The organism is Lactobacillus apis, assembly GCF_002837055.1.
Classification (GTDB): domain Bacteria; phylum Bacillota; class Bacilli; order Lactobacillales; family Lactobacillaceae; genus Lactobacillus; species Lactobacillus apis.
Genome location: NZ_PDKP01000005.1, coordinates 15,535 through 38,168 on the forward strand (window position 1 = coordinate 15,535; position 22,634 = coordinate 38,168).

General features: G+C 37.6%; 20 protein-coding genes. 15 read left to right on the top strand and 5 right to left on the bottom strand.

What is annotated here, in order from left to right; genetic code table 11:
• The first annotated feature begins 3 nt into the window (after nucleotides 1–3).
• From CRG87_RS05035 to CRG87_RS05045, 3 genes are all read left to right on the top strand, one after another.
• Nucleotides 4–1,266 carry a carboxylate--amine ligase gene (locus tag CRG87_RS05035; RefSeq protein WP_074425921.1) on the top strand — a complete coding sequence of 421 codons (1,263 nt, stop codon included), beginning with the start codon at nucleotides 4–6 and terminating at the stop codon, nucleotides 1,264–1,266.
• Nucleotides 1,267–1,433: 167 nt separating this feature from the next.
• Nucleotides 1,434–2,654: an MDR family MFS transporter gene (locus CRG87_RS05040; protein ID WP_074425920.1), complete on the top strand. Its 1,221-nt coding sequence runs from the start codon at nucleotides 1,434–1,436 to the stop codon at nucleotides 2,652–2,654.
• 94 nt (nucleotides 2,655–2,748) lie between these two features.
• Nucleotides 2,749–4,698 (top strand): M13 family metallopeptidase, encoded by a 1,950-nt coding sequence (locus CRG87_RS05045; RefSeq protein ID WP_074425919.1) that lies wholly within the window; start codon nucleotides 2,749–2,751, stop codon nucleotides 4,696–4,698.
• Between the two features lie 114 nt (nucleotides 4,699–4,812).
• Here CRG87_RS05045 and CRG87_RS05050 read toward each other — a convergent pair whose 3' ends face one another.
• Nucleotides 4,813–5,454 (bottom strand): hypothetical protein, encoded by a 642-nt coding sequence (locus tag CRG87_RS05050; RefSeq protein ID WP_074425918.1) that lies wholly within the window; start codon nucleotides 5,452–5,454, stop codon nucleotides 4,813–4,815.
• Between the two features lie 299 nt (nucleotides 5,455–5,753).
• Between CRG87_RS05050 and CRG87_RS05055 the strand changes: the two genes are divergently transcribed.
• From CRG87_RS05055 to lepB, 4 genes are all read left to right on the top strand, one after another.
• Nucleotides 5,754–6,644, top strand: coding sequence for an ABC transporter ATP-binding protein (locus tag CRG87_RS05055; protein WP_074425917.1), 891 nt, complete (start codon nucleotides 5,754–5,756; stop codon nucleotides 6,642–6,644).
• A gap of 4 nt (nucleotides 6,645–6,648) precedes the next feature.
• The gene (locus CRG87_RS05060; RefSeq protein WP_101138684.1) at nucleotides 6,649–7,404 is read left to right on the top strand and encodes an ABC transporter permease; all 756 of its coding nucleotides are present in this window, start codon (nucleotides 6,649–6,651) and stop codon (nucleotides 7,402–7,404) included.
• Between the two features lie 9 nt (nucleotides 7,405–7,413).
• Nucleotides 7,414–8,178 (top strand): ABC transporter permease, encoded by a 765-nt coding sequence (locus CRG87_RS05065; RefSeq protein ID WP_101138685.1) that lies wholly within the window; start codon nucleotides 7,414–7,416, stop codon nucleotides 8,176–8,178.
• Nucleotides 8,179–8,281: 103 nt separating this feature from the next.
• The gene (gene lepB / locus CRG87_RS05070; protein WP_074425916.1) at nucleotides 8,282–8,923 is read left to right on the top strand and encodes a signal peptidase I; all 642 of its coding nucleotides are present in this window, start codon (nucleotides 8,282–8,284) and stop codon (nucleotides 8,921–8,923) included.
• A 76-nt stretch (nucleotides 8,924–8,999) separates the two neighbouring features.
• Here lepB and CRG87_RS05075 read toward each other — a convergent pair whose 3' ends face one another.
• From CRG87_RS05075 to CRG87_RS05085, 3 genes are all read right to left on the bottom strand, one after another.
• Nucleotides 9,000–11,030 carry a KUP/HAK/KT family potassium transporter gene (locus CRG87_RS05075; RefSeq protein WP_074425915.1) on the bottom strand — a complete coding sequence of 677 codons (2,031 nt, stop codon included), beginning with the start codon at nucleotides 11,028–11,030 and terminating at the stop codon, nucleotides 9,000–9,002.
• Nucleotides 11,031–11,152: 122 nt separating this feature from the next.
• Complete coding sequence (locus CRG87_RS05080) at nucleotides 11,153–11,581, bottom strand: hypothetical protein (RefSeq protein ID WP_074425914.1); 429 nt, start codon at nucleotides 11,579–11,581, stop codon at nucleotides 11,153–11,155.
• Nucleotides 11,582–11,822: 241 nt separating this feature from the next.
• Nucleotides 11,823–12,695: a hypothetical protein gene (locus tag CRG87_RS05085; RefSeq protein WP_074425913.1), complete on the bottom strand. Its 873-nt coding sequence runs from the start codon at nucleotides 12,693–12,695 to the stop codon at nucleotides 11,823–11,825.
• Between the two features lie 217 nt (nucleotides 12,696–12,912).
• Here CRG87_RS05085 and CRG87_RS05090 point away from each other — a divergent pair, with 217 nt between their 5' ends.
• The 7 genes from CRG87_RS05090 (at nucleotide 12,913) to CRG87_RS05120 (ending at nucleotide 20,076) form a co-directional block, all read left to right on the top strand.
• Nucleotides 12,913–13,137: a DUF1659 domain-containing protein gene (locus CRG87_RS05090; protein WP_074425912.1), complete on the top strand. Its 225-nt coding sequence runs from the start codon at nucleotides 12,913–12,915 to the stop codon at nucleotides 13,135–13,137.
• A gap of 47 nt (nucleotides 13,138–13,184) precedes the next feature.
• Nucleotides 13,185–13,460, top strand: a complete 276-nt coding sequence (locus tag CRG87_RS05095; RefSeq protein WP_074425911.1) for a DUF2922 domain-containing protein — start codon at nucleotides 13,185–13,187, stop codon at nucleotides 13,458–13,460.
• A 501-nt stretch (nucleotides 13,461–13,961) separates the two neighbouring features.
• Nucleotides 13,962–15,731 carry an SLAP domain-containing protein gene (locus tag CRG87_RS08000; RefSeq protein ID WP_074425910.1) on the top strand — a complete coding sequence of 590 codons (1,770 nt, stop codon included), beginning with the start codon at nucleotides 13,962–13,964 and terminating at the stop codon, nucleotides 15,729–15,731.
• A 131-nt stretch (nucleotides 15,732–15,862) separates the two neighbouring features.
• Nucleotides 15,863–16,705, top strand: coding sequence for a hypothetical protein (locus CRG87_RS05105; RefSeq protein WP_074425909.1), 843 nt, complete (start codon nucleotides 15,863–15,865; stop codon nucleotides 16,703–16,705).
• Nucleotides 16,706–16,942: 237 nt separating this feature from the next.
• Nucleotides 16,943–17,434: a sigma-70 RNA polymerase sigma factor region 4 domain-containing protein gene (locus CRG87_RS05110; RefSeq protein ID WP_074425908.1), complete on the top strand. Its 492-nt coding sequence runs from the start codon at nucleotides 16,943–16,945 to the stop codon at nucleotides 17,432–17,434.
• Nucleotides 17,435–17,556: 122 nt separating this feature from the next.
• A complete protein-coding gene (locus CRG87_RS05115) occupies nucleotides 17,557–18,894 on the top strand; it encodes an SLAP domain-containing protein (RefSeq protein WP_101138686.1) in 1,338 nt (445 codons plus the stop codon).
• Nucleotides 18,895–18,939: 45 nt separating this feature from the next.
• Nucleotides 18,940–20,076: an SLAP domain-containing protein gene (locus tag CRG87_RS05120; RefSeq protein ID WP_074425906.1), complete on the top strand. Its 1,137-nt coding sequence runs from the start codon at nucleotides 18,940–18,942 to the stop codon at nucleotides 20,074–20,076.
• A 68-nt stretch (nucleotides 20,077–20,144) separates the two neighbouring features.
• On the opposite strand, the gene CRG87_RS05125 is transcribed toward CRG87_RS05120, so the two are convergent.
• On the bottom strand, nucleotides 20,145–20,588 hold the full coding sequence (locus tag CRG87_RS05125) for a GNAT family N-acetyltransferase (protein WP_074425905.1): 444 nt from the start codon (nucleotides 20,586–20,588) through the stop codon (nucleotides 20,145–20,147).
• 187 nt (nucleotides 20,589–20,775) lie between these two features.
• Here CRG87_RS05125 and CRG87_RS05130 point away from each other — a divergent pair, with 187 nt between their 5' ends.
• Entirely contained in the window at nucleotides 20,776–22,599 is a 1,824-nt protein-coding gene (locus tag CRG87_RS05130) for a cation:proton antiporter family protein (protein ID WP_074425904.1), read from the top strand.
• The last annotated feature ends 35 nt before the right edge of the window (nucleotides 22,600–22,634 follow it).

Below are 22,634 nucleotides of genomic sequence, written 5' to 3' on the forward strand. Positions count from 1 at the left end.
TAAATGAGTCAAGATTTTACACCTATATTACTCGGTAGTGATATTAACGTATATGGGATGGCAAGATCCTTTAATGAAGCCTATGGAATTAGCGTTAAAGCGTTAGCGGATACTCAGCTAGCCCCAACCCGTTATTCTAAAATTGTCAGTGTTGAGCTTCACCCAGGATTTAGTGAAGATCCAACTTTTATTGAAGTAATGCGTGAGCAAAAAAAGCTCTACCAGGATCATCAGGAACCTGTTATTCTAATTGCCTGCGGAGACGGCTACGCTGAGCTTCTTTCCAAGCATAAAGACGAATTAGCCGATGTCTTTGTCGTACCTTACATTGAATATGATTTGTTAGAAAAATTGATTTCTAAAGAGGGCTTCTACCAAATAGCTGAAGAATGCGGTTTGCCTTACCCTAAGACTAAGATTATTACCATGACTGACTTTAAGGCAGAAAACTATCTTGAGTTGCCGTTTGACTATCCAATTGAACTAAAACCAGAAGATCCAGTTTCTTGGCTTGATGTTCACTTTGAAGGACGTAAAAAGGCCTTCACAATTCACAACGAAACAGAATTGCGTGACATTGTTGGCAAGATTTATGGCAACGGCTATCAGGCTGACTTAATTGCACAGGACTTTATCCCTGGTGACGATTCCAATATGCGTGTTCTTAACGCGTATGTTGACCGTCATCACCATGTTAAGATGATGTGCTTGGGTCATCCACTCTTAGAAGACCCAACTCCACAAGCCATTGGTAACTACATGGCAATTTTGCCTGAATATAATGAAAAGTTGTATGAACAGGTTGAGGCCTTCTTGGAAAAACTTAACTACACGGGGATGGCCAACTTCGACATCAAGTATGATGCGCGTGATGGCAAGTACAAGTTCTTTGAAATTAACTTGCGTCAGGGTCGCTCAAGCTTTTACGTGACATTAAACGGCTATAATTTAGCTAAGTGGTATGTTGATGATTATGTTTATGACAGCTTGCAAGACAAGGAAACAGTCTACGGCAATAAGCTTAAGTCCAAACATGTTCTATGGCTTGGTCTACCTGTAAAAGTCTTTAAGCAATATGCACATGACAATGAAGCTAAACAGCTTGCCGAAGAACTAATTCACGAAGGCCGCTATGGAACAACTGTCTTTTATGATAAGGACCGTAACTTCAAGCGTTGGCTACTAATGAAATATATGTTCCATAATTATAATGGCCGATATAAGAAATATTACCAAGAAAACAAAGGCCAATTTTTTGAAAACTAAATTAAGGATGATTACAGTTTAGACTGATAATCATTCTTTTTTATGTGTACCTAAATTCTATTCACCACCACGTTTTTAGGACTTTGAACTGTTAGGTGAGGGTGTTAATTTAGCGTACTTCTTGCTACACTGTTAAATGGAAATTAAAACAAGAAAGGACTGAATAAATGAAACTCACACACGGATCAAATACTGGAACCGAAGTTAAATTACGTTGGTTATTGCTAGGGGAACTAGCAACCTGGATCGGTTCAAGTTTTGTTTGGCCACTTACTTCAGTTTACTTAAATAAGCAATTACACATTAGCCTTTCAGTTATCGGGCTTGTACTTTTCTGCAACTGTGCAAGTAATGTTTTGGGGTCATTCACCGCAGGGCGCTTGTATGACCGCTTCAATCCATATCCGTTAATTGTTGCTGGACTAGGCACTGATGCTGTGGTCCTGTTTTTTATGGCTTTCTTTCATGGCTGGCCAGCCTATTGGATTTGGCTGATTATCACTGGATTTGTTAGTGGTTGGAACGGAACAATGATCAATTCCATTTCCACCAGTATTAAGAAATATCCTGGGCGCTATGTGTTCAACTTGATTTACTTTGCCCAGAACGTCGGTACGGTTACTGGAACCTTGCTCGTTGGTTATCTCTATGACTTCTCAATTGAGTTCCTGTTCTTACTAGCTTCTTCATTATTTGCAATTGCCTGCGTTAATGCGGCAATTCACTACCGACCAATTATTAATTTTCATAAAGAACGCAAAGCTAAAAGTAAGGGAGCAAGCGGTAAAGTTAAAACTGAACCAATGCCTAAGTACAATGTCATGTTGATGGTCGGCTTTCTAATTTCACTAGCAGTAACTTGGCTAATGTACATGAACTGGGAATCAAACCTATCGGTTTACATGGTTTCACTCGGAATTCCGTTTCATTTATACAGTTTACTGTGGACGCTTAACGGTGCAATTATTGTGACTGTCCAGGTTATTTTGGCTCGTTTTCCGCGCCTATTTAAAAACCTGTTTCAGCAAATAATATTTGGGACAACAATGTTCGCTCTTTCATTTGCGACACTTATTTTTGCCCACGACTTTGCACACTTTGCTTTGTCGATGGTGGTGTTAACGCTAGGAGAAGCCACAGCGTTTCCTGCTGTCCCAGCGTACATTAACGACTTGTCACCGATGACAAGTAAGGGTAAGTATCAGGGTGCAATTAGTGTTGCGCGTGGAATTGGTCAAGCCTTTGGCCCACTATTTGGAGGGATGATGATTGATCATGCAGGTTACATTCCATTCTTTATTACGGCTGCAATTTGTATTTTCATGATGGTTTTATTGCTAATTCCTCTTCATGCAAAATTGCGTAAACACATTAAAGTTTTCAAGTAATTTGTAAAGGCTTTTTAACACTTATCAATTGATTAAAATGATAATATTAATTTAGTGTATTTTTAATTTTAGAAAAAAGGGGAGGACTCTCTCAATGAAAAATATTTCGGCAATTCGTGGCGGTAGCGGCAACGTCATTGAACCAAAAGTTGGCACAAGACCTCAGGATAACTTATACCTAGCTGTTAACTCTGAGTGGATTGAAAAAACTAAGATTCCAGAAGATCGTTCACGTATGGCATCATTTGATGGCATTGACGTTAGCGTTGAAAAGCATTTAATGCAGGATTTAGCTGATTTTGCATCAGGTAAAAAGGAAATTCCTGATGTTCCTAACTTGGATGAAGCAGTTAAGCTCTATAAATTAGCATGCGATTTTGACAAGCGTAATAGAGAAGGTGCTGATCCAATTAAGGACGATTTAGCTATTCTTGACGGCATTAAGGATTTTTTTGACTACAACTTAAATGCGCCTGCCTTATCAACCTTTGCTTCAATCCCGTTTGGCTTTGACGTTTCACCTGACATGAAGAATACTAAAGTTAATGCTTTGTATTTTGCAGGTCCAGGAACATATTTACCAGATACTACAACTTATCAAACTCCAGATGCACCAAAGCTATTAGACATTTTACAAAAGCAATCGGTTAAGCTTTTAACCATGGCTGGTATTGATCAAGCTAAAGCAGAAAAATATGCAGAAGATGCTATTAAGTTTGATGCTAAGCTATCTAAGATTGTTAAGTCTACAGAAGAATGGGCAGATTATCCTGCTACTTACAATCCAATGAAGATTGCAGACTTTGAAGCTAAGTTTGATCAATTCAAGATTGTTTACTACTTGAAAGAAGCAATTGGTGAAGAACCAGAACGAATTATTGTTGAAGAACCACGCTACTTGAATCACATTAACGAAATTATCAATGAAGAAAACTTTGATGAAATCAAAGGCTGGATGATTGTTAACTTTATTAATGCTGCAGCTCCTGCTTTATCACAAGAATTTCGTGAAGCAGCGTTCCCATTCAGCCAAGCATTAAATGGTCAACCAAAATTAACAAGTGGCGAAAAGCAAGCATATCAATTTGCTAACTCAGACTTCAGCGAAGTTGTGGGTGTGTACTATGGCAAGACATATTTTGGCGAAGATGCTAAAAAAGATGTTGAAGAAATGATTCATCACATGCTTGACGTTTATAAGGATCGCTTGCAAAACAATAGCTGGTTGTCAGAAGCAACTAAAGAAAAGGCCATTGTTAAGGTTAACGCTTTAGAGCTAAAGATTGGTTACCCTGACAAGATTGAAGAAGTTTACAATCGCTTAAAGGTGGTTCCAGCTAATGAGGGTGGTAGCCTTTATTCAAATGAACGTTCATTCGGCATTGTGGAGCAAAAGTACAACCTTGAACAATTGCACAAGGAAGTTGATCGGACAGTTTGGGCAATGCCTGGTAACCTCGTTAATGCATGTTACGACCCACAAAGAAACGACTTAACATTCCCTGCTGCTATTCTTCAGGCACCATTTTATGACTTAAAACAAGACCGTGCTACTAATTACGGTGGTATCGGTACTGTTATTGCCCACGAAGTTTCCCACGCTTTTGATAACAATGGTGCGCAATTCGATGAAATTGGTAACATGAAGAACTGGTGGACTGACGAAGACTACGCTGAATTTAAGAAGCGTACGCAAGCTGAAATTGACCTGTTTGATGGTATTGAATATGGTCCAGTTACTCTTAACGGTAAGCAAATTGTTTCAGAAAACATTGCAGACCAAGGTGGTTTAACTGCAGCAGTCGAAGCTGCTAAGAATGAGAATGAAGACTTGAAGAAATTGTTCGAAAACTTTGCTCGCATTTGGGCTAACAAACAATTGACTGAATCAATTAAGAGTCAAACTGCAGTTGATGTTCACGCTCCTGGTCCATTACGTGCTAACGTTCAGACTCAATGTCAAGATGACTTCTACAAGGCTTTTGATGTTAAGCCAGAAGATGGTATGTGGTTAGATCCAGATAAACGCGTTTATATTTGGTAATCTAGTTTAATAGACAAAAATTAAATAAAACGAAAAGCCCCATTTCTATAACAGAAATGGGGCTTTTTTGATATTTAAGATGCGTTTTAGTAAGGAAAGCTACTCTTTCTTTACTTATTCGCCTAATACTTTACCTTCTTTATCAAGTAAGCTTACACGCTTATCATTTTTGTCCTTGAGCTTCCAAAAACTTTCACTGTGGCAGCTTAGAGGACTATTATCCGGCTCGATTTTCCAGCCACCTTCTTCTTTGAAAGAATCAGTGCGATATTCACGTTCAAATTTCTTGAGGAAAAGGCCTTGCTGAGTAATCAATTGATCAACTATTTTTAGTGCTTCACCAGAGAGATTTCCAAAATAGACGTCACAGCCATCCTTAATTTGCATTAAGGAATATTTACCATCATTTTTAAAAAGAATGGTTAGTCCTGACCAGTTTTCCATAATCACTTCTTGGATGAGTTCTGCTAAACTATCTAGTTCCAACTCTTTCAGGTCGTCATCAATCAGGTCAGGATAAACTGGATCTTCACAGTCATTATCCAAATAGACAACTGACTCATAGTAATAAAGAATAGTGAAAGCAGTAAAAATAATACCTTTAGCAAAATCTTTTTTATAGTGTTTTTCTAAATAATCAGCTAATTCAGCGAAGCCCTCATTCTGAAAAGTAATGGGAACAAAGTCAACGTAATAACTATCTTTATTTTCGCTGAGCATCTTATTAAGTATTTCGTAGTCTTTTTCAACTGACATCGGTAATTCTCCTTGTAATGACCTTGATTTGTTTCAGATGAACAATAAGCATCAAAAAGTGCAGTAGCTTGTTTTTCATCGATTAGTAGTTTGTCTTCCACAAATTATTCCTCCATATATAAAACTAACATTCCAGTTATTATATTTCAAAAAGCTAGAAAATGACAGATCAATAATAGATATGCATTTGATTTTTTATTGCTAACTAATATGAGTAGTTGCAAAAAGATTAATTTTAATCTAATATTAGTGTATCAGTTAAGTAATACAGTAATATTAAAATTTCGGGAGGTAACTTAATGAAAAATAGTCAAGAAGTACTGGAATTAGATAATGTTTGTACCTATATTGGTAGGACTGAAATTGTTAAGGACGCTTCTTTTCAGATAAAGGCAGGCGATATTATTGGCTTAATCGGACCAAATGGAGCAGGAAAGACAACAGTAATGAAAACCATATTGGGTCTGACAAAATTTACTGGCAAAATCACTATGTCCGGAGCAGCGATTACGGAAAATAATCATCATGCATTGGAAAAAGTGGGCGCTTTGATCGAACATCCAGCAATCTATCCTTTTTTAACAGGTGAACAAAACCTTGAATTGTATTCTCATCATCATCAAGATATGGTCAAAATTATTTCAGAATTAGGCATGGATTCCTATATCAAGTCGAAAGCAAAAGGGTATTCCCTAGGGATGAAGCAAAAATTGGGGATTGCGATTGCCCTTTTAAACAACCCTAAGCTAGTCATTCTGGATGAACCAATGAATGGGCTAGATATTGAGGCGACAATTGGTGTTAGAAAACTAATTAAAAAATATGCTGATCGGGGTACTGCTTTTTTGATTTCTAGTCATATTTTAAGTGAATTACAAAAAGTGATGACCAGAGTTTTACTAATAAGCGGCGGAAAGATTATTTTGAATCAAAGTATCGGTCAATTTGAAGCAATTAGCCATCAGAAATACAAACTAACTACTGAAAATGATGAGCAAGCTGAGCACCTCTTTAAGACTAAGGGAATTAATTTTAAAAAACAAAAACAATATTTAATTGTAGGACAAGAGGACATTTTTAAAATTCAAGATGAGCTTGCTAAAAAGAAACTACATTTAAAAGAAATGTTGCCAATTGAAGCAAACTTTGAGCAGATAGTGGTTGATACCCTAAACAAGGAAAGGGATTAAAAAGATGCTAACAGCCTTAAAAGAAGAAACTTATAAATTTTGCCATGAGCAGATAGCTTTGTTAGGCCTGCTCGTTTTATTAGTAACGACTTTGTATTCGACATTGACCAAGACCATCAATAAATCCACTTTACTCTTTGCTTTTGGGGCGATTGAGTGGATACCAGTTATTATTATTGCAGTGGGTGCAGCATTTTTTGAGATGGAATATGATAACAAAACAATAGTTATGCTGCTTTATAAAAATTCAAGCAAACTGAAGATATATTTAGCAAAGTTTTTAGTGGTTTTTTGCTACAGCATTGCTTTAGCACTGGGCGCAATTCTGCTAACTTTCCTGCTTAGTCTGTTGACAGTACCTGGTCAGTATCACTGGCTTGCTTATTATCAAGGCCATACAATTCTAACCGACTTGCTTCTTAACCTTTTCGGTGCAGTCATTTATTGCTTTTTTATTGTTGGCTTATCATTCATGTTAATCATGTTAGTAAAAGCAAATACGGTTGTAATTTGTATCGGCTTAGTTTTAGCATATTTTGGCGCTAGCTTTTCTACTGCACTGATGCATACTTTTCCAACAGCTGTTGGAATTCTTAAGTGGAATCCTCTGAATATGATTTTTATTTCTCAACAGCTGACTAGAGGCTCTTTTGCATTAAAGTCCAACTTAACTAATTTTCAATTGATTATTGCTACGGTAGTTTACGGGATCATTTTTGGCTTACTGGGCTATTATCTTTTCAAACGGCGTAGAGTATAAGGAGGAAAAATGATTTACAGTATTAAGCAAGAATTTTTCAAACTTTATCATAAAAAAATGTTCTGGCTTGCGCCAATTATCATGTTAGTGCTAATGATATTTACTGGTTATGCTATTGGCAGCGATGAAGCAAGACTAACAGCAGTGATGTGTTATGATGCAACGGATTGGATAACATTTATCTTGATAGTTATTGGAGCTACTAGTTTTTCTATGGAGTACCAAAACAACGCTATTTTAACTTTGCTATATAAAGCATCTAATAAAATCTACGTTTACTTATCTAAATACTTAGTGCTCCTTGTTTATGACATATTTTTACATCTTGTTGCAGTTGGGTACACAATTGTACTGAAAGGATTTTTGTTCAAATCCAACATTTCGTGGACAAGTATCAATTACTATCATCAGCCACTGTGGGTTAATACTTTGCAAGCGACGCTGTTGGATTTAGCGGTGTCCATGCTAATCATTACAATAATTTTCTTATTATCTTGTCTAATTAACAGTAATGCAGTTGTCATGACTACTAGCCTTTTAGTAGTACTATTAGGTGAAAGTATTTCATCAGATATTATGAGTAAGCCGAAGCTTGTTAGTGTTCTCAAATGGAATCCTTTCAATATGCTCAATCTGTCTAGACAGTATGGTAATTATGCTACATATCATCTAACTACACATCTTAGTAATGTTGAGCTTCTTATGGGCACGTTAATCTATATCGCTGTTTTCTTTGTTATTGGCTATTGGATCTTTCGGAAAAAGCGCTTTTAATAAAAAAGTTTGATGCCTGATACACTGGGATTCTTCATTCTAAAGTTTATAATGTACTTATTGTATAAACTTGTTCTCAGTAATAGAAAAGAAAGTTAAGTTCATGAAAGATAACCAGCAAAGTAAAAAAGATTTCTACGATATTTTTAAGTATACAGTCGTTTTATTCATCGCCTTTGTCGTAATCAATTTTTTGTTAACCAAGTTTGTAATAGTTAAATGCTCTGTATCAGGCATTTCAATGCAACCAACTTTTGAAAATCAAGAGCGCGTCATTGCTTATCGCCATAGTGAACTAAAGCGTAACGAAGTTATCATTCTAAAAGCACCTGATGAACCAAAAGCGTTTTATATCAAACGAATCATTGGCTTACCAGGTGATACAGTTACTGCAAAGAACAATAAGATTTATGTTAATGGCAAAAAGATTGACCAGAGTTATTTAGAACCGGGCTTTAAACTGATAGACCATGAGGATGGCTTCAATGGTACGCATTACTCTGACACTGGAAACTTTTCGATTCGTTCGTTAGCAACTAAAAAAGACTATAAGAAAATTTATACGGCAGCGCAGTTGAACTTGATGAGAAAAACTAATAAGGTTCCGAAAGATTCATACTTTGTATTGGGCGATCACCGGAGTGTATCAAAGGATAGTCGTTACATTGGAGCAATTCCTAGAAGTAAAATTGAAGGTGTAGTCAAAGTTCGATACTGGCCACTTAACCGACTTAGTTTGTATTAGTGACAACACGTTGGACACAGTTTCATAGACAATAAAATAAGCACCTGAAGATTTTCTTCAGATGCTTATTTGTTTCTTATTCAGTTTCCTGATCTTTTAAATTAGAGTAGTCCTTTGGTGCAACACGCTTAATGTGCAATTTTGTCTCAGGACGACCCAGAATTAATGGGACTTGCTCAACCACCGTATCGGTGTATTCCAGACCAAACCAAGATGCTGGATTGGAAGATAAGTTTTGTAACCAGATACGAGCTTTTAACATTAGCTTTTCAAAGCCCTTAAGTTTGGTAAGTGGGCTGAAGACTTCGTTAACTATAACGAATGAGAAGTCTCCAACTTGGCGACCGGGCGTAGTAGTGTAATCCTGCGGTTGTGCCTCAATTGTTCCGTCTTTGATTAAGTCCTGAACGATTTGCCGTAAGTAAACATTCACGCTGGTTTGCTTTTTAAAGCCTAAGAAAAGTTGAACGTTAATGACATTTTTTGTGCCATAAGTATTAACCGCATAGCGAGCAGTGTAAGGCTCATTAGTAATGTTAACTGAAACGAACCAATATGCAGCCGCTCTTTTTGGCCGTTTATCCAAAATGGAGTACATGATTTCACGTTTAATAAACTTGTTATACTTCACTTTAGCCATATAAACTAAATTAGTTGCATATACTGGATAATCATCATCATGACTTAAGTCAGTTAACATATCAGTGTATTCGTCTAAGCGGACGTAAGTTTTTGCTCCTTCATGTTTATCACGTACCTTGTTACCAAAGTACCAAATGAACATAATTACACCGATGAAGCCGGCAATTAAGACAGTTACGTAGCCACCGTGCATAAACTTGGTTAAACTTGAAATCAAGAACATGCCTTCGATAAAACCAAAGACAAGCAAGAAGCAAAGACGCAAAATAAGTGGGTGATGCTTAGAAGCCAAGTACTCGAATAAGAGTAGGGTGGTCATTAACATGGTAACCGTAATTGACAGACCGTAGGCTGCTTCCATGTGTTCCGAAGTACGGAAGAACAGAACGACACCAATGGTTGCGACACAGATCATCTTGTTAACAGATGGAATATAAATCTGACCGTGTTCGGTTGTTGGGTAGTTGATTTTCATCCGTGGTAAAAACTTCAAACCACTGGCTTCAGATACAAGTGTAAATGAACCAGTAATCAGGGCTTGTGAAGCGATAATTGCGGCAATAGTTGCCAAAATAATGGCAAATAATCGTAAGTTAGCTGGCACGGCCTCGAAGAATGGGTTTAATTCGCCACCGTTAGTTTGATAATTAGGGTTTTGCAAAATCCAAACACCTTGACCAAGATAGTTTAGGGACAAGCAAGCAAATACGTAAGGCCAAGAGCCTAGGATATTGCCACGACCAACGTGACCAACATCTGAATATAGCGCCTCGGCACCGGTAGTTGCCAGGAAGATTGATCCTAGAATGAAGATACCGGCTTTGTTTGCAGGGCTGAATAAAATTTTAATTGCCCATACGGGATTGAGTGCTTCGATAATTGACCAGTCATGAGCCATATTGCTAATACCGATTACACCTAAAAAAGTGAACCAGACTAACATTATTGGACCAAACGCTTTACCGATACTACTGGTCCCCAACATTTGAATTGAAAATAGTAGTAACAAAATGACAATGGTAATCATAATGACAGAGTTCTGATTAGGAACAGGAACACTACTACCAAAATGCATATTTTTCAGACCTTCAATTGAGGTCGTAACGGTAACTGCAGGTGTCAGTGTACCGTCAGCAAGCAGTGCAGCCCCACCAATTAAGGCAGGCATAACCAACCATTTGGCTCGCTTACGAACGAGTGCATATAAGGCAAAAATACCACCTTCACCACGGTTGGTCGCATTAAGCGCAATTATAACGTATTTAACAGTCGTTAATAATGTAACTGTCCAAAAAATCAGTGAGATTGAACCTAAAATCAATTCGCGGTTAACGTTAGCGATGCCGCCGTTACCATTAACAATCGACTTCATAACATAGAGCGGACTAGTTCCGATATCACCGTACACAATCCCAATTGTGATTAACAAACCGGCCGCGGAAATCCGCTTCTTCTTGTGATCCATAGTAATCTGATACTCCCATTAGACTATTTCAAGATTTTATTTAATTAAGTAAAAAAGAATGTCAACCGACATTCCCATTTAAGTATCTATTTTGTTCTTTTTTTCGTAATAGTACAAGTAAATTATGATAAAGAAGTAGAAATATTATTACGACGGTCTTCGTACCAGTTGTCCCAATCGCTGTATGAAGTCATTTCTTCAGGTTTAATACTATCTTGCTTAACAATTTCGTCTACTATATTTTGGAAGTTGTTAGCGTGGTATTGCAAAGCATGCTTAACCAATTCATTACGTGAAAATTTGATGTTGTCCATTACATAGTGGTTAATATCAACCATGTTCGAATCAACATCATAAGTGTTCATGATTTCCAAGTCACGTTGATTAAATTTAGCAATGTAGAAGTCAGTGAAAACTCTTAAATAATCAGGTTGTTCAGCAAATTCTTCTTCAGGCATTGTTGTCCATTCAGCCTCAGGCATGACAACCTTTAATTCTTCATTTTCTTGTTCATTATCTTGCTCTTTGATATTTGTTTCTTTTTCAGTCAAAGCAGACACCCCTTTAGTAAAAATAGGAAACGTGAAAGTCAATAGTCATTTTACAGAGTTTAAGCGGTAAAAGCAACTATCAGTAGCTACTTGAGAAAAACCTAGTAGCTCATTTCTTCAGTTAGTCAAATTATAGCATTATTGTTGCACATGATTAAATGGCTAAAAATGCCCAAGTTAAAAGCGTCTTAGCTAAAATACTTAGACGCTTTTAAAACTTTTCTTCATTATAAAGTATCAATTATGGTTTTAGATAGTTTTGCACATCATTCTTAGTAATTTGATCAGGATTTGCACGTCCAGATTTACGGTAAAGATCGATTAAATCTTGCGGACTCCATGCCATACCTTCGTAGCCAAGTTTAGTTACACGTTTACGCAGTTGAACAATTTGGTCATTTGTAACGGTTTGACCGTGAACTTTGTGGTCGCCCATTGAGCCTTCACCAGTTTTACCTGCATTACCAGTGTCACCGCCATTAGAATTGGCACTGTTAGAACTACTATTAGAAGAAGATTCAGCTTCATTCTTATTATCTTTAGCAGCCTGCTTATTCTTATCAAGGCCAGCGCTAGCTTGTTTCTTATATTTAGCGTAGTACTTGCCATCAATATAAGGTAGGTCTAGCACCTTTTGGTATTGGTCAGCAGCCTGATCATATTGCTTGTCATTTTCGTTTTGCTTAGCAGTTGCAAAAATTGGCTTAATTTCGTGTTCATAATTATCTTGAACATCCTTGATGGTTCTAGTCAGCTTTTTACCGTGACTAACTAAAACGGAATAACCGTTGCTCTGCTTAATGACATCATTAGTTTTGGCAAGGGCGTCATCGTATTCACCATCTTTAGTTGCTTTAATTGCAGCCGTCATGTTGTCAGCTTGCTCTTTATAAGCTTGTGCTTGATCGGTTTTCTTAATCGAAAGGGCCTTGTCAAACGCGTCACTTGCTCTAGTGTAATTTTTGTCTTTAACGGCTTCTTTACCAGATTGAATTGCGCTGTTATAAGAAGCATCTACTTGATTGCTATTTGATTTTTGGGTTGCGTAAAAGACGCCACCGCCGAGGGCAATAATGACAACGGCTGCGATCGTCCAAATCGTGGATTTTTTCATAATAGGAATTTATCCTCCTTACTAATTCTTACATTAATTATAGAGGGTTAATACTTGTTTGACTACCGATACACGCTTTTTGCCAATAATATAAAAAATTCTCAAGAAATTTGTTACACTTTGCCGTCTCATTTCGTTAGTAATAGTGTAAGACATCTAGCGCGCTACTTCTTACATTGTTAGTTTCAATAATTCAATCAAAAGGATGGTAAAAAATATGAGTTTAGATTTATTAGAGCAAACAATCCAATACACTTTCTACAATCAACAAGATGGCAAGGATAATATTAAGTCGCGTGTCTTTAAAAATGTGAAAAAGGGTGCGTCTGCCGCAGGCTTGGCTAAGGTGGGGGATGCACTTGCAAGTCTGCAAGGTGCGGACTTGACTGCCGCAACCTTAATTCAAAAGCAGGCAATTCCGCTAATTGACACTGTTAACTAAAAAAAATTTTTGCTAATTATATAGGAAAGAAAAGGAGCGAGATTAATTTGGTAACTAAATCAAAAACTTTACAATTAGTATTTTTAAATGGTGATGATAAAAAGGTCACATTGGCCTTACCGGATGCCGCTGATCACTTGACTTCAGTAGAAGTTAAAACGGCAATGAAGACAATTGCAGATGCAGATGCATTTGCAAAAGATGGAGTTGATGTCTATAAGATTCCACAATCTGCTTCATATGTTGAACGTGTGGTTACAAATTTGTTCGATGATTCTTCAGATAGTTCAAAAAGGGCTGCAACTGTTCAGGCTCACAACTAGTTTGATTAGAATAATGAAAAAGTTTACTAGTCGAAGATAATTATTTATTAAAAAGTCGTGCCTTGTTTAATTAGGCATGACTTTTTACTTTATTTCCTGTTAATTTGTTAATGTTTTGTAAAATTAATGTTGCATAAAATAATTTAAGAACACTGGCTGATTTTTAAAAGTGTAAAAAATAATTGCTACATAAGCTTTTGCGAATTAACTAAAAGAAAGTACTTTTACCTAAATCTGTAAGCGTTTATTACAAAAGTGTGTAAAATATCCGCACACCTTGCAATTTTAGCTAAAGGTAGGTACAATATGAAATGTGGTAAGTGATAGCTATGCTTCAGGCGCGTTAGTCTGTACGCATGCGCGTTCTTCAGCCTGAAAGCTACCTCATAAGAGTTATAAACTTATGGATTCGGCTTGAAGGATGTTGTAACAATGTAGGCTCTAAACGACTGAACCTATAGTCTATTACTATTTTGTATATACACAAGGAGGAAAGACCACATGAAGAAAAATTTAAGAATTGCTAGTGCTGCTGCAGCTGCTTTATTAGCTGTTGCACCAGTTGCTGCTTCTACTGTATCAACTGTTTTAGCTGATACTACTGTTACTGTTAATGGTGATGCACAAACTAACCCAGTTGATAAGGCTACATTAGTTTTAAGTGTAACTAATGTCTCAACTCTTGTTAATGGTGATACACCAGCTAAAGTTGCTGCTTCAATTTCAACCCCATCTATTCCTACAGGAGCTGCTGTTGCTCCAGCTAAGGCAAGTGTTTATGAAGTAACTGGCAAAGATGCTACTACTGGTAAAGACATTCTTGCAAATAATGCAACTACTGACAAGTTAGTAGGGGGTAAATCTTACGCTGTTAAGGTTAAGGTTAACATTACTGGTTTGACTAGCCTTGCAGGTAAGACTATTCTTGTCAATGGTTCTTCAGTTAATGTAAACGCACAAGGTATTTCAGATGAAGTTGAATTAACTAGTGCTTCATTTACTGTTCCAGATGCATCACTTACTGGTGCACCTTACGTTAAGGACATCACTACTGGTAAGGCTGTACAATCTGGTTCAGTTGATCTTGATTCTACTAAGTACAACGTTGAAGCTGTTGCTCAAGCAATCGTAAACAAGTTTGGTGTAGGTGTTACTACTCAAGCTGGTACAAATCCTGCATCTGGTCACTGGACTAACGTTAAAGCAGACGTTCGTGCTGCATTAAAGACTGCTGGTATTACTGTTAAGAACGATGCAAAAGAGAGCTTTGACAAGCCAGCTGCTGCATTCCCAGTTACTCTTAACTACTATGCAACAAACGGTAAAACTGGTACATTTACTTTGACTGTAAACCCAACTACAGACGAAGGTGATGCTACATACCCACAAATCACTTTTGCAGGTAATAAGTACAAGGGTACTAAAACCATTGATACACTTCCAGATACTGCTAACTTTAACTATGTACCAGTTAATGGTGTTGTAGATAAGGATGCTATTGTAGCTGCATTTGCTACTACTGTTAGTGCAACTGACTTAACTAAGTTAACTCCAAGCGTTGATGTTTCAGCTGTTAACACTAAGGTTGCTGGTAAGTACCCAGTAGTTGTTAGTGCAACTAACGCTGATGGTAAGACTACTAAGATTACTTTCATGTTAACTGTTGGTGCTAAAGGTGCTTCTTACAAGACTGTTCAATCAGATGGTGATGTACCAGTTTACGAAATTGTTGGTAACAACGTAACTGATACTAAGACTGTTGTTAAGAACGGTGACCAAATTGCTGTCTTTGGTGAAGCAATCAAGGTTGGTGACAAGAGTTACACACGTATTAATAGCGCTGATTCTAACAAGTACGTAGAAAGCAAATATGTTGATGGTACTTTCAAGCCAGCTGACAAGGTTGCTAAGAAGGTTATGCACAACGCATTCATCTACGACAAGGACCACAAGCGTGTTGGTACTAAGACTTTAGCAGCTTACTCAAACGTTAACGTTTATGGTGCAGCTACTAAACTTGCTGATGGTAGCTTAGTTTACCAAATCGGTGACAACGAATACGTAATGGCTGACAACATCGATGGTACTGTTCGTACTTTAACTCACAACGCTTACGTATACAAGACAAGTACTAAACGTGCTGACCGTCGTGTATTACGCAAGGGTGCTAAGGTTACTACTTACGGTTCACCATACAAATTCAAGAATGGTGTTTCATACTACCGTATCGGTGGCCCAGCTAAGCAATACGTTAAAGTTGCTAACTTTTAATTAATTAGTTAAATTAATTACAGAAACGGAAACGGCATTAGTCGCTTCCGTTTTTTGTTTACTCTTCTATGAAACCGATAACAACTTGTGTATAATTGTATAGGTAAAATCAAATAGAGAGGACTGAATGAATGTTAGCAAAGAAGCAGCAGACCTTAAATCTACCGCGAGAAAAGGAGCACCGTGTGTGGTCCAAAGATATTTTGCGACAAAAAGTTGGAGTAGATCAAACAATTAACATGTATCTTACAAAAGATGCAAATTATCAAATTAATCGGGATACAATTGCGATATATGAATTCCAGAAGGAACCGCTATTAGGTAAATATAAAAGCGTAATTTTTGATTGTCAGAAAGGGATAGTCTTATGTCAAAATAGTACACGCTCATTATTTACCGCTTTTGGACAGAAATGTCTTTTAGCTGGCTTGGAATTTCAACGTGATTTTGCTAGTAAATTAAACCTGACTAGTCGTAACATTATTGCTACGGGAAGACTCGCATATTTTTCATTACGCAGTTATAACTCAGGCAGCATTGATTGGGTATCATTGCATCAGATGATTGGTTTTAGGGCCATTAATATTTCTTCTGTTGTATTTAAAACAGTACCGTATGGAGAAGTAAGCTACATTTTTGCTTATTATGATTGTAGCCGTTATGTGGTTGACCAGATTTCCAATAGTCTGGTTTATAATCACATCCTTTGCGAACTACTAATTGCTCATTTCGAGCAGTCACTAGGCTGGCAAGTGCAGCGACCCAAGGGTGAATCCTTAATAGATCAGCCGGAGTACTTTCATCCTCATGATCCATACAATGACCTGGCAATTAAGCCATTACTGCTTGAATTACAGGATAAAAGACAGCAACGATATGGTCGCTGTCTAGCTGACTATTTGGAATTGCCATTGTTAACTGAATTTCATCGGGCAGTTAGGAAGGCTACCCAACGCCGTGATACCCTATTTTGATAAAGAAGCGAATTAACTTTAGGTTAATTCGCTTTTTGTTTACACTTTTTTGGCACGGTTTATTGAGTTTATTAATCCTCAAGTAGCACAGGGTTATGTTTTACCCTTGAATTAAGAATGCGCTTAACTCAATTGTTACCGCTTACGATACTTGTTTTTACGCAGTATTAATAACTTGCTAAGCTACTATATGCACAAGCGCTTGTGACACTAAAGACGAAAAGGAAGATGTCACAAATGGAAATAAGTCAACAAGCTTTTTTACAGGCATGGGAGAACCAAAAACTAGTCAGAGGTGCATTGAAGTACGCACATGTGAGACAGGACTATACTAATTATGAGGACTTTTTGCAGGAAGGGATTATTACTTATGCGCATATGCTCACGCAGAATCAAACCCTTCCGCGTGAAGAAGTCGATCGAAGCAGTTTTCGCAAGATAATCTGGCGCACAACTGATTTGTTACGCAAGGAGCAACATCTGTGTGAACGTGAGAGTGAACTGACAGACCTGCAAATAGTTGAAGATAACCATAATTGGGATAATTACTTAGCATTAGAAGCAGAGCTACCGTACTTGTCTGACATAGAGCAGAAGCTATTTATAAAGCATTTGATTGAGCGTGAGCCAGTTCGACAGTTTAGTAGGCAAATAGGTGTCAGTAGAGGACAACTACAACGTATTAAAAATCAGTTACTAAATCGATTACAGGAAGTTTTAGAAAGATAACTTTTTCTTGTAATAAAAGTCGAGCTATATTACTTTTTGACTACAATTAAATGCTATCTATTGTTTCTCGTGAAATTGCTCGATACAATAAAGATGTCGATTAAGGAGGCAAACACACATCTATGAAAAAGAAACTAATCACTGGTTTTTCAGCTGCGTTACTCGCTGCGTCTGCTGTAATTCCAGTTACCAACAACTTAATTGCCGCTTCACCAGCTCGAGCTGATCAAGTCTCAGCTGCTACAGCAACGGAAACAACTTTTTTAAACACTGCTACCAGACAAGCACAGAAGGTCGCTAAGAAATATGGTCTATATCCTTCAGTAATGATTGCACAAGCAATTGTTGAGTCGAATTGGGGGCAATCTGGGCTTGCAGTTAATGCTAACAACTTATTTGGTATGAAAGCAGATGATAGTTGGCCAGGTGCTACTTATTCCGCTAAAACGCGTGAAGAAGACAAGAACGGCAAGAGCTACTATGTCACTGCTAAATTCAGAAAATACAACACCTATCAAGAGTCTTTCGATGACAATGGTAAAAAGTTGCGTCTAGGTGTTTCTTGGCAACCTGACCGCTACCAAGGCACTTGGCTTGAAAATGCGTCCTCATATACTACTGCTACCAAAGCATTGACTGGAACGTATGCAACAGCCAATAACTACAACACGATTTTGAATAGTCGTATTACTGCTTACAATCTTACGCAATATGATCCGACGATTTCTAACGCGTCTAAGTCCTACGTAGTGAAAAAAGCAGGTGCTACCTATGCTTGGCCAACTGACCACTCAGTTTCTGCAAAAACAAGTTCAGTTAATAAAGGCGATGCAGTAACTGTAACGAAGACAATTACTTTTTATAACGGCAAAAAACGGATGTACATCTCAGGTAAAGGCTGGGTTAATGATACATTGCTAAATGCTGGTAGTGCATTACCTCCTGCTTCTCAAGCACCTAAAGGCGATGAGAAGGTTAATAAGACTCTGATGCATACTTCTTACGTTTATGACGCAGAAGGTAAACGAGTTAAGGGTATGAAAGCAATTAAGGCTGGCGATGAAGGCAAGGTTATCGCAACTTATGGCACTAAAAAGATTAATGGCAAGAAGTATTACCGGATTGGTGAAGATCAGTACATAGCCAGTGGCAACATTGACGGCACTTTTAGAACACTAAAGAAGAATTCTTATGTTTATAACGATTATGGCAATCGTGACAATAAGAAAGTCTTGAAGAAGGGACAGTCAGTTGCAACATATGGGGCTGCAATAACAATTTATGGGCACAAATACTACCGGATNAATTCTTATGTTTATAACGATTATGGCAATCGTGACAATAAGAAAGTCTTGAAGAAGGGACAGTCAGTTGCAACATATGGGGCTGCAATAACAATTTATGGGCACAAATACTACCGGATTGGTGTTCATCAGTATGTAAAGAAGGCCAATTTTTAAAACAAAAACCAGATAACAAAAAGAAATGAGGAATTAACGTTTAGAATGAAGATAAAGAAACTAATAACTACTGTTGCTATCGGAGTAGGTTTAGTTGCGCCTGTTTTTAAAGTCAGCCAGACTCAGACAGTTGAGGCGGCATCGATTAATGCGGTTGCTAAGCAAAATAGCTATGTTGGGGAAACTTACTTGTACAAGATGTTGCAAACAGCCAACATCAAGTACAACAAGTTTTATGCCAATGGCAACATTATCAAGTACAGAAAAGGTAAGCCAGAAGGAATTGTAATTCACGAAACGGCAACGCCAAATGCTTCTGCTTATAATGAAGCCATCTACTTTAACCGTGAATGGATGAATATGTACTCCTATGTTCATGCCTTCGTTGACAGTAAACAGGTAATTCAGATGATGACACCAAATTATGGTGTCTGGGGTGCTGGTGCAGTTGCAAACAGTCGCTATATCCAGATTGAACTTTGCCAGGAAAACACTAGGGATAAGTTTGCTAAAAGTGTTAACAATGATGCAATTTATGCAGCTAAATTGTTGCATCGCTATGGCATCGTCCCAACTAATGCTTCAAACACTGGTCAAGGAACAATTTGGTCACACCACGCAGTTTCTCGTTTTCTAGGCGGAACCAATCACACAGACCCAGATGGCTACTTTGCTAAATGGGGTTACTCAATGGATGATTTTTTCTCCTTGCTTAAGTATTACTACAATCTTCAAGCTGGTGAAACAGATACCTCTACTGGTCAAGACGGCGTATCTAACAGTAATAGTACTGCTACTGACTCCGATTCAGTTTCACAAGCGCCAACTGGTAAGAAGAAGTTGATGCATGATGCCTATGTCTACGATGCAAATGGTCAACGCACCGATGCACCACTGAAGACTGCTGGCGTCGAAGTGAATGTAACTGCTACAAAAATGATCAATGGTAAGAAGTACTTGCAAATTGGTGAAAATGAATATGTTGTTGCAAGTAACATCATTGGTACTTCCAGAGTTCTGACGCATAACGCATATATTTACGATACTACTGGTCTACGTGCTGACAATACTAAACTATTACGAGGCACTAGTGTTCATACTTACGGTGGTAGGATTAATATTGCTGGTCAAGTCTACTACGCAATTAGTGAGAATCGCTTTGTTAAAGTGGCAAATTTCTAATATGTTAGTTGATTTTTAAAGACTACCAAAAGAACTAATCGCAAATTTCTATTGTGATTAGCTCTTTTTTATTTTGTACTTAATTTTTTGACAAACCTTTTTTGTTTTTTTAGACATTGATAACCCAGTTTTTCATAAAATGTGTGTGCAGCTACTCGTTCCTCTCCCGAACTCAATCTTATTTCATTGATACCGAGTTCTTGTGCAAGCTCTTCTAATCTGCTCATTAACTGAGTGCCAATACCTTTTCCTTGCGTTGAACCGGCAACAGCTAAAGCTAAGACATCCAATAATGGCTCGAAGTAGGTTTCTTCAAAAATTTCAGCGTGAAGATAGCCTTCTACTTGATGGCTTACTTCATCTTCATAAACTAATAGATAATGATGATTTGCATTCTTTAAAATACGTTGCAAGTTTTTAGTTGTTTGCTCAAGTGAGCAATCGTAACCTAATTGTGTCCGATTAATTTCTTGAATTGCTGAACTGTCAGTTACTTGTGCATTCCTAATCATTAAAACTACCTCCTAATGTAACTTGCTGTTAGGATTACTTTAGCACAATGTGCTGGTTGATTAAACTTTGTCTTCAATTTTTTAAGTAATTAAATAGATTGCAAACTATTGCTAAAACTGCGTTGTTGTTAGTTTTGCTTGATACTATTTTCGTGTATAATTTTCACAGTATTTAAGGAGGCTTTTCATGGCACAGCTATCTTTATTCTTGGTTGTTTTGTTTGCCTTAATCGTACCGATTATAATGGCGCGACTTAAAGTAACGGCAATCCCAACTGCAGTGGCAGAAATCATTATTGGCATCATTTTGGGTGCTAGTGGCTTTAACTTTGTTCAGCCAACGCATGACTTAAACTTTTTATCCAGTTTGGGTGTGATCTTGTTACTATTTCTGTCAGGGATGGAAATTGATTTTGAATTATTGAAACCTGGCAAGAAAAAGTCAGATCAGCAAGTTGATCCTTTGAAAACAGCGATTAGTGCCTTTATTGGCGTTACTGTTTTGTCGGTGTGCCTGGCGCTTGTCTTAAAGATGTTAGGATTATTCAGTGACGTAATGCTTGCAACTATTATCTTTATGACCGTAGCCTTGGGAGTCGTAATTGCGACACTGAAAGAAAAGGATATTTTGGGGCGACCGGTTGGACAGACTATTTTGTTAACAGCTGTTTTGGGTGAAGTTATCCCACTGATTCTTTTAACAGGTTACGCTGCAATCAATGGTGGTAACACTAGGCAATTATGGCTGATTATTCTATTGTTTGGCGCAGCGATTTTATTATTGTGGCGTTTTAAGCAACCATATTTATGGTTTGCCAAGGTAACTAAGTCGACAACGCAATTAGATGTGCGTCTTGCCTTTTTCTTGATTTTTGCTTTAGTCACAGTTGCTGAAAAAGTTGGCGTGGAAAATATTCTGGGAGCCTTTTTGGCCGGAATTGTGATGAAACTGCTTGAACCTAGTCATGAAACGGCAGACAAATTGACATCGATTGGTTATGGCTTTTTCATCCCGATTTTCTTTATCATGACGGGAGTGAAGCTTAATTTAAGATCATTGTTTGCTCATCCTAATTCATTGATTTTACTACCAATTCTTGTTGTATTTTTGCTCTTGGCTAAACTACCAGTAGCCCTGATTTTTATGAAAAAGTTTGGTTCACGTAATGGTCTTGCTGGTGGTTTTTTGACGGCAACCACAATTACAATAGTTCTGCCAGCACTAGAAGTTGCACGTAAGCTAAATGTCATTTCTCGACTTCAATCAGACGTCTTTATCTTGGCAGCTGTTATCGTCTGTATTCTTTGTCCAATTTTGTTCAACGCTCTTTTCAAATTGCAGCCTGAAGATCGCATAAAAGAAGAAGTTGTCATTATGGGGACTAATGCGCTAACTGTGCCGATTATGCATGACTTGCACGACAACTGGTACTCCGTGAAAATGTATACGACAAGCAGTGAACACTACGATATCTATAAGAGTCGGGTGCCCAACTTAACTTTGTTACCACATCTGGAAGAAACCGATCTTAATCAAGCCGGTGCATTCAGTGGCAATATTTTTGTCGCTGCTTTACGCTCAGATGAAACCAATTTACGTTTAGGTGAGCAGGCAAAAGCTAAAGGCAAGTTTAAGAGAATCATTATTTGTCAAAAGCGTGCGGATATTGCTAAAGTAAATGAACTACGGCAGAACGGAATGGAAGTTTATGATTTAAGTAACGTGACTTCATCGTTATTACGCGCACTGATTGAATCACCAGGGGTATACAGTGTACTAACAGATACCAAGAATGCTGTCTATTCAGTTGTTGTTCGCAATATGAAGTATTCAGGACGTGAATTAATGGACTGGGACTTAGCCAAAGATATTACTGTTAGCCGTATTCGTCGTGGGCAAAAGTGGCTGGTTCCACACGGCCATACTGTGATTGAAGCTGGTGATGAATTAATCTTTTCTGCTAAATATGAAGCTGCAGACCGAGTACGTCGAATTGTTGGTAAAAAATAATAAAAGTCCTATTTAGTAATAACTCTAAATAGGAC